7 protein-coding genes are annotated in these 7,888 nt (G+C 35.9%); 1 reads left to right on the top strand and 6 read right to left on the bottom strand.

The annotated features are described in order from the left end of the window. The 4 genes from H6A61_RS14620 to rsmI form a co-directional block, all read right to left on the bottom strand. On the bottom strand, nt 1–286 hold a 286-nt coding region (locus H6A61_RS14620), incomplete at its 3' end, for a hypothetical protein (RefSeq protein ID WP_204394614.1). Nucleotides 287–291: 5 nt separating this feature from the next. Further along, on the bottom strand, nt 292–1,503 hold the full coding sequence (locus H6A61_RS14615) for a site-specific integrase (protein WP_204394613.1): 1,212 nt from the start codon (nt 1,501–1,503) through the stop codon (nt 292–294). Nucleotides 1,504–1,886: 383 nt separating this feature from the next. After that, nucleotides 1,887–2,741: a hypothetical protein gene (locus tag H6A61_RS14610; protein WP_154043830.1), complete on the bottom strand. Its 855-nt coding sequence runs from the start codon at nt 2,739–2,741 to the stop codon at nt 1,887–1,889. A 5-nt stretch (nt 2,742–2,746) separates the two neighbouring features. Further along, the gene (rsmI, locus tag H6A61_RS14605) at nt 2,747–3,442 is read right to left on the bottom strand and encodes a 16S rRNA (cytidine(1402)-2'-O)-methyltransferase (RefSeq protein WP_154043831.1); all 696 of its coding nucleotides are present in this window, start codon (nt 3,440–3,442) and stop codon (nt 2,747–2,749) included. Nucleotides 3,443–3,636: 194 nt separating this feature from the next. Between rsmI and H6A61_RS14600 the strand changes: the two genes are divergently transcribed. Then, nucleotides 3,637–4,761, top strand: coding sequence for an AI-2E family transporter (locus H6A61_RS14600; RefSeq protein ID WP_204394612.1), 1,125 nt, complete (start codon nt 3,637–3,639; stop codon nt 4,759–4,761). 54 nt (nt 4,762–4,815) lie between these two features. Here H6A61_RS14600 and H6A61_RS14595 read toward each other — a convergent pair whose 3' ends face one another. Further along, a complete protein-coding gene (locus H6A61_RS14595; RefSeq protein WP_204394611.1) occupies nt 4,816–6,174 on the bottom strand; it encodes an MFS transporter in 1,359 nt (452 codons plus the stop codon). 58 nt (nt 6,175–6,232) lie between these two features. Beyond that, a complete protein-coding gene (locus tag H6A61_RS14590; protein WP_204394610.1) occupies nt 6,233–7,825 on the bottom strand; it encodes a DUF6377 domain-containing protein in 1,593 nt (530 codons plus the stop codon). Nucleotides 7,826–7,888: the final 63 nt, after the last annotated feature.

Genomic DNA, 7,888 nt, shown 5'->3' with positions numbered 1-7,888 from the left:
ATACTAAACGGTTATCTTTTGTGAATTTTGTTTTGTAACAACTCATTAATGACTTTATGTCATTATGTAATATTATCATTTGTTGTGCCAATTCTGTATTGTTTGTATTTACAATATAGTCACATGAGCTTTTTATATTACTTACAATTTCTTGTATCTCTTTAATCAAACATTCTTGCCATTCTTCATTTGTTATTATATCATCGTTCTCGCTTAGTATTAATAAATGACTTTTAAGCAATGTATTAGTTTTGATAATAATATAATAAACTTCTGCTATACTCATAATCTTTAAATTTTGAGTTCTGGTAAACTGTTTATTGCAGCCTGTTTAAGACTGTCCACAGCTCTGGTGTATTTCTCCGTGTGTTGTATGCTGCTATGTCCTAACAGGCTTGCAACCGTCTTTATATTTGCCCCATTATTAAGAATATTCACTGCAAATGAATGTCTGCCACAATGCCACGTGATATGTTTAGTGATACCCGCTTTTGCAGTCCAATGTCTTAACGCTTTCAAACACATTTCTTGGCTTGGTAACTTGAAAATCTTTTCATCTGGGTTATCTGTTGAGGCTGTCCCTATCAATGAAATTAAGCCATCGTTCAAAGGTATAGACACATAGCTTTTACTGCTGTGTCCCTGTGTCTTTTTCTGATTGAATGTTAATACTCTGTTTGCATAGTCCACATTTGAGTATTTCAGTTCTTTTATGTCACAAAATCTTATTCCTGTGTATAGAGTAAAAATAAATGCTCGTCTTGTTTCTGGGTTCTGACCGTGATATGTGGTGTTAATAAGCTGTTGCATTTCCTCTATTGAAAGTATATCTTTTTTTAGTGCTTCCTCGTCAGCTTTACAAACAATATCTTCACAGGGGTTTTTTCTTAATACATCTTTTTTAACTGCTGCTTTCACGATTTTTTTCCACCGCTTCCAATGTGTTAACGCTCCCTCCCCCTTACTTATACTTTGCAGATATTCTACAAAATGCTCCATCATTTCTGGGGTTATCTTTTCTGGGGATATATTGTTTTTGTATAACGGATATTCTAAAGCAATGAAATCTGTAAAACGCTTTTGAGCCGCTTTAATCATTCTTTTATCTCCCTTTGTGTATTCATCATAATAAGACTGTATGAAATCAAAGAAATTTATTTCTTTAGCTTTAAGCCTGTAACCTAATTTTCCCTCTTTTAGTTCCTGTTCTCGCTCGTGTCTTATCTCCTTTGCAAGTTGTAGCGTTTCTTTGTTCTGCTGTCTTTCAAGTGGTGTTCTGGGTGCTTGCCATAGATAGAGTTTTAAAGCCTCTCTTTTACGTTCCTTTCTGGCTACCTCTTTATCTTTAGCCTCATCGTAAACCATCTTATAACCTAAATAATAATCAAGAAACAAACTTTCTCTGCCGTCAGATAATATTTTTGCTCCTAACTTTGGGTTGTCGGTATCGTCTGTGCTTATCATATAAGTATTGTCAGACCTTATTTCTTTCTTTGCTGCCATAGTTTTATTGCTTTTAATTTCCTTTGTTTGCAAAGATAATATTTTATTTATTTCTGGGTAGCCAAAGGGTAGCCAAAAACAACAAAGTAAAGTCTTTTTTATGAAACTATGTGCATAAGGTATGTTTTGTAATATATTGAAAATCAATATAATACAATTCTTATAAATTCTTTTGTTTTCTAATATTTTGTGGGTTGTGTACCCGCTTCGAGTACTGGGTTAAAGCTCTGTAAGTCAGCGACTTATAGAGCTTTTTCTTTATGTACGCTATATTGAATTTTATATTGGATTATGCGTTTTTTGATAACAAGCTTCTGTTTTTTGTACAAAAAAAGGTGTACCCGATAAAAGATACACCTGAATATTTAAACTTATTTGATTATTTATCTTACCTGAATAACCAGATATCTTGAAACACTCCAGAAATCGTTTGGTTTTGTAATTTCGAGTACGTACTGTCCCTTATCATCTTTTTCCAGCTTATATGAGCCTTCAGGATGATTTGTAAGCAGTTCTGCACGCTTAGAGTATAACTTGATAACCTTGTCTTTACGAATGTCTATTTCAGTGAAATACTCTTTGTTGAAATCGTTGTTCTTTAGTACGTCGCCACCTTTTAAGATCTTTTGGTCTTTAAGTTCGCTTTTTGTACCGAATACGTACCATGCAGTGTTCAGGGCTTTGTCTTGAGCTGCAACGGTTTTGCTCTTTTCTTCGTTTTCAGCAGAAAGCTGATCTACATTTTTAGTCAGATCTGTAACAGCTTCGTCAAGTTCTGCTATTCTGATATTTTTTGAAGCAAGTTCTGTCTGTAATGTTTCTATCTGTTGCTGTTTGGCTGCTAGTTCTGCTGTCAGGTTTTCAAGAGCGCGTTTTAGCTGAGTACTTTTATAGTTACTGTTTTTCAGCTGTTTTTCCAATTCAGCTATTCTTTCACGATTGTCCTTTAGTTTTTGGCTGATGAACTTGATATCATCTTTTATCCTGTCGGCAGCTGACTGGTTTTCAATAACACTACCGTTTAGGTCAACTCTGTTTTCAGCTTCATTTATTTCACGAAATCCTTCTTGTATTTCATTGAATGCTCCCATGATTTCGTCCAACTCATTGTTGCGGTTAGACAGCTCGGACATTAATGAATCGTTTTGCGCTTGAAGCGCATCCTTTTTTTGACCAAAATTGTTACATGATGTCAATAATGCGGCAAAGCACATTGAAAATAATACAATCTTTTTCATGATAGTTATTTTTTAGAGTTATTTTTCTGTTCTTCTTTTCCTCCCAGCACTATTACTATTTCACCTCGAGGCTCTGTTTCTGTAAAATGCTTAATCACTTCTTCCAATGTTCCGCGTACGCTTTCTTCGTGAATTTTGGATATTTCGCGACATACTGATACGGGACGCTCTGGTCCGAAGATTTCAGCAAATTGCATTAATGTTTTCACCAATCGGTATGGTGATTCATAGAAAATCATTGTACGGCTTTCGTCCACCAAAGAATTCAGTCTGGTCATTCTGCCTTTCTTTTGAGGCAGGAAACCCTCAAAACAGAAACGTTCATTTGGTAATCCTGACGAAACAATTGCCGGGACAAATGCTGTTGCACCTGGAAGACATTGTACTTCTATTCCGTTGCGTACACATTCTCTCACAACCAAGAAACCGGGATCGGAAATCCCCGGTGTTCCAGCATCAGAAATAAGGGCAATGGTTTCGCCTGCTTTGATGCGTGATACAATATTTTCTACAGTTTGATGTTCATTGAATTTGTGATGAGACTGCATGGAATTCTTTATTTCAAAATGTTTTAAAAGAATTCCGGATGTGCGAGTGTCTTCGGCAAGAATCAGATCCGCTTCCTTCAGAACTCGAATGGCTCGTAAAGTCATATCTTCCAAATTTCCTACCGGAGTAGGAACTACATATAGTTTACCCATATTATCTTTTTTGACATCGAATATAGCAAAGGTAGAAAGTTTTTGGTCTTGTCGTTATTTTCATGTTAATATTTAACAGATGTTTTATTTTAAAAAGTATATTATTGTACGTATTTCTAATTTTATGTACTTAATTTTAGATTTTACAAACAAGAATTGTATTTTTGCAATTATAGAAAACAAAAATATTTATCATGAACGAGCAGAAGAAAATAACATTCGATAGTTTTATACGCGGAGTTATAGGCGTGGCTATTTTTATTGCAGTCCTGTATATGCTGAATAGGCTCAGCGGTGTTTTGCTTCCTTTTTTCATAGCTTGGATTATAGCCTATCTTATGTATCCGATGGTGAAGTTTTATCAGAACAGACTAAAGATAAGAAACAGGGCGTTGGCTATTTTTGCTGTCATGGTGAGTCTGATTGTTTTGGTCACTGGTGCAATATTCCTTATTGTACCTCCGATGATTGATGAGTGTGTTAAACTGAAATCATTGATAGAGGTATATTTCTCAGAAGGTGGTAAGTTTACCTCCATTCCAAAAGATATAACTGATTTCTTGCATAATAATGTCGATTGGGCATGGATGAAAGAAAATCTTAATTCGGAGAATATCATCGGAGCGGTAAAAAGCGTATTGCCTAAAATGTGGTCATTATTATCAACTTCATATAATATAGTGCTGACCATATTTACCTTATTTATTATTGTCCTATATCTATTCTTTATATTGCTGGATTACGAGGAGATCGCCGATGGATGGGTGACTCTGTTACCGGCAAAATATAGAAATATGGTACTTGGAATAATAAATGATATAAAGGACAGTATGAACAAGTATTTCCGTGGTCAGGCTTTGGTGGCGTTCTGTGTCGGGATATTGTTCAGTATCGGTTTTTTGATAATAGATTTTCCTTTGGCGATAGGTCTTGGCCTCTTCATTGGGCTTTTGAATATGGTGCCGTATTTGCAAATCATAGGCTTTGTTCCTACTATCATATTGGCTTTGCTTAAGGCGGCAGATACCGGTGAAAGTTTTTGGGTAATATTAGGATTGGCGTTAGTTGTATTTTGTGTTGTCCAGGCTATTCAGGATATGTATCTGGTTCCTAAGATAATGGGTAAGATAACAGGATTGAATCCGGCCATAATATTATTGTCTCTTTCTGTATGGGGGGCATTGATGGGTATGTTGGGAATGATTATTGCATTGCCTTGCACCACATTGTTGCTTTCATACTATCAACGGTTTATAAAGGGCAGGGATATGCTTTATATGCAACAGAAGGATGAATCTCCGGATAATAATAAGGAATGATACATTAAAGGCATAAATGAAAGTGGATATTCATTTATGCCTTTAATTATTTTTCTATTCTTTCTCTTTGATTATTCCTACGAATAAAGCTCCAAAGATAAGAAGTACTCCGGCCAATACCAGCATGTTTACTTCAGGAGGAACGCTTCCTGGAGTAGTGAACATCCGGAGAATCCAACCTCCGGCTACTGCTGCTACTATTTGAGGGATGCATATTGTACAATTGAACAATCCCAAATATGTTCCCATATGTCCTCCTGTCAGTGAGTTGGTGAGGATTGTAAAAGGAAGAGCCAGCATAGCCGCCCATGCACAACCTATCAACAGGAATGAGACGAAAAGACCATATTGGTTAGTTATGAACATGGTTGATATAAATCCTATACCTCCAAGAACCAGACTCAATGAATATGCCAGTTTGCGGCTCTTTATCAGAGGTAATATTGTTGCCCATATAACAGAACCTATTGCCTGTACGGCAAACAAGATTCCCACCCAGTCGCCTGCATTCTGGTATTGAATTGACTGTGTGTCAAGAACAAGATGTTTTGTACCGTCTTTTATTATTTCTATCGAAGGCGTATCGAAAACTCCGGCTGCAACAGTTCCATTTGTATATGTCCACATAAACATGAATGCAGCCCAACAGAAAAACTGTACGAGTCCGACAGTCCAGAAAGCTTTGGGCGCTTTGGCCAATAGAATGAAAATATTTGATTTCTCTTCTTTAGGGTCGTTGCTGATTCCATGATATTCGGCGTATAACTGTGGAGGATACTCTTTTACTTTTATAGTAGTATAAATCACGCATAAAATAAGTATTGCAGCTCCTATATAGAACGAATAAATCACTGAATCAGGAATTACACCTTTAGTGGCAACATTACTTATACCTATTGCTGCAAAAATGAAAGGGAACAAGTATCCTGCCAAACTACCGGCATTGCAAAGGAAGCTTTGTATAGAATAAGCCAGTCCTTTCTGCTTTTCGTTTACCATGTCGCCAACCATCATTTTGAATGGTTGCATTGCGATGTTTATTGATGTGTCAAGGAACATTAATGAGAATAACCCAAAAATCATTGCAGCCGAGACGGACATACCGAAACTTCCGGCATTAGGCAACAGACACATTACAAGAACTGCTATAAGTGCACCTACAAACAGATATGGTATTCTTCGGCCGAAACGGCACCATGTCTTGTCGCTTAAAGCACCAATGATAGGCTGTACGATAATTCCTGTAAGAGGTGGCAATATCCAAAAATAGCTCAGACTGTGCGGGTCTGCTCCCAAGGTAGAGAATATTCTACTGATATTGGCACTTTGCAAAGCGTATGCTATTTGTACGCCAAAAAATCCGAAGCTTATGTTCCATAGCTTCCAGAAACTCAAATCAGGTATTTTTTTCATGATATGGTTATGTTTTTTATTGTTTTGTTGGTCTGTAGGTTAATGAAATATCTATTGGTTATAAGTTCATGACATCCTGTTCAAATCTGTCTTTGTCTCCTTTGGCTTTATTCCTGATTTTGCTTCTGTAATTATATACCGTAGCCAGTGAGTATCCAAGGAAATGTGCTATACGGTTTGCATCTGTCACTCCCAGTCTTATCAAGGCAAATATTCTTAGTTCCGTATTAAGATGCTCATCCTTTTTGGGATATATTTTACCGTCATCCGTAAGCAAATTGTTGAAGTCTTCTACGAAATTTGGGAAAAGATCCAAAAATGAACGGTCAAATTCATCATAGAATAGTTTTCTTTCGTCTCGTATGAATTCTTCCGATCTTATGGTTTTGAACAGTTGGTCTATTTTTGATGCCATTGCAAGCTTTTCAAGCGAACGTCTGTATTGTTCCAGCTTTTCCAGATATACAACGCATCGGTCCAGATATTTAGCTATATATACTTCCTTTATTTTACCTGTTTGAGCAAGATTTCTGTTAGCTTCAACAAGTTTCTTGTTGGCCTTGTACAGATTTCTTCTCATAACAGATAGTTTTTTCATCCAATAATAAAGGTAGAAAGTAGCTATGATAAGAAGAAATGCCAATACGCTTATGCCAATTAGCAGTCGTCTTGTCGCATCTCGTTTTTCGGCTTCTTTTTTCTGGTATGCATTATCTATAATAGGGTATATCTGTGTTACTTCAAGAAATCGTAGCCTTGCATTGGCAGCTACCGCATCTTCCATAGAACATGACAAATAATTGTAAGCTCTGTCCAGATTTCCTTGATGGTACATAAGTAATGCCAGTTTCTGTAGCGAAGCATATTCACGTTCAGCCATTTTTATATCCATTATAGCTGTACTTGCAAGATACTTTATTTGGCTTGATGTATCTCCTATAGCCTCATAAGCATCTGATAAAGTATAGTTCACATATACTTTTCGTTTTAAGTTTATTGAATCAGACAACAGCGGTAACAAAGCTTTTATAGCATTCCTATAGTCGCCGTCATGAATCATTCTTTCGGCTTGATTTATTTTGAAGTTAATGTCTGTTATTCCCAGTTGTGAAATGGAATCTCTGTAGATTTCAGTTTTTAAGTAATAACATTTGCTGGCATTGTCGTCAGCAGTATAATCGGCAAGCCATCCGTAGTATGCTCTTCGAGTTCTATAGTAATATCCTAAAAGTCCTTTATTGGTTATATTGGCTTTATTAACTTTGTCAAGTTCATTTTTAGCCTCATTATACATTCCCATAACTCCGAATACTTCAGCTCTGTTTATTAGTATCTCGTCTTCAAGTTCCGGATTGTTAAGTAACGGAAAGTATTTGTGCTTCATATTAATATAATATAATGATGAATCTGCCTGATAATGCAAGTATTCATAGAAAAGAGCACCACTAATGTTATATTTTTCAGTTATATCATTAGAACGCTTGAGACTGTCCTTTAATTGGGACAACTTCTCTTCTCTCAGATTATGATAATATTTTTTGTTTGAAATGACTTTATCGAGTTCTTTCAACAACTTTTCATTCTCCGGATTGGCTTTTAATATAGTAGGTATGATAAGAATATAAATAAGTATTATAAATATGTTTTTCATGACATTAAATTTAGAGCTGATACAAAAATATGTTTTTTTATCAATAAGTACAAAAACATGACT

The organism is Bacteroides caecigallinarum, from assembly GCF_016901995.1.
GTDB classification, from domain to species: Bacteria; Bacteroidota; Bacteroidia; order Bacteroidales; family Bacteroidaceae; genus Phocaeicola; species Phocaeicola cellulolyticus.
This window is presented reverse-complemented; position numbering and strand designations above follow the sequence as displayed.

What these genes read in the sequence shown, in the direction of transcription:
- H6A61_RS14615 (WP_204394613.1), bottom strand. Translation starts at nt 1,503, where the DNA reads ATGGCAGCAAAGAAAGAAATAAGGTCTGACAATACTTATATGATAAGC.
- H6A61_RS14595 (WP_204394611.1), bottom strand. Translation starts at nt 6,174, where the DNA reads ATGAAAAAAATACCTGATTTGAGTTTCTGGAAGCTATGGAACATAAGC.
- rsmI (WP_154043831.1), bottom strand. Translation starts at nt 3,442, where the DNA reads ATGGGTAAACTATATGTAGTTCCTACTCCGGTAGGAAATTTGGAAGAT.
- H6A61_RS14590 (WP_204394610.1), bottom strand. Translation starts at nt 7,825, where the DNA reads ATGAAAAACATATTTATAATACTTATTTATATTCTTATCATACCTACT.
- H6A61_RS14610 (WP_154043830.1), bottom strand. Translation starts at nt 2,741, where the DNA reads ATGAAAAAGATTGTATTATTTTCAATGTGCTTTGCCGCATTATTGACA.
- H6A61_RS14600 (WP_204394612.1), top strand. Translation starts at nt 3,637, where the DNA reads ATGAACGAGCAGAAGAAAATAACATTCGATAGTTTTATACGCGGAGTT.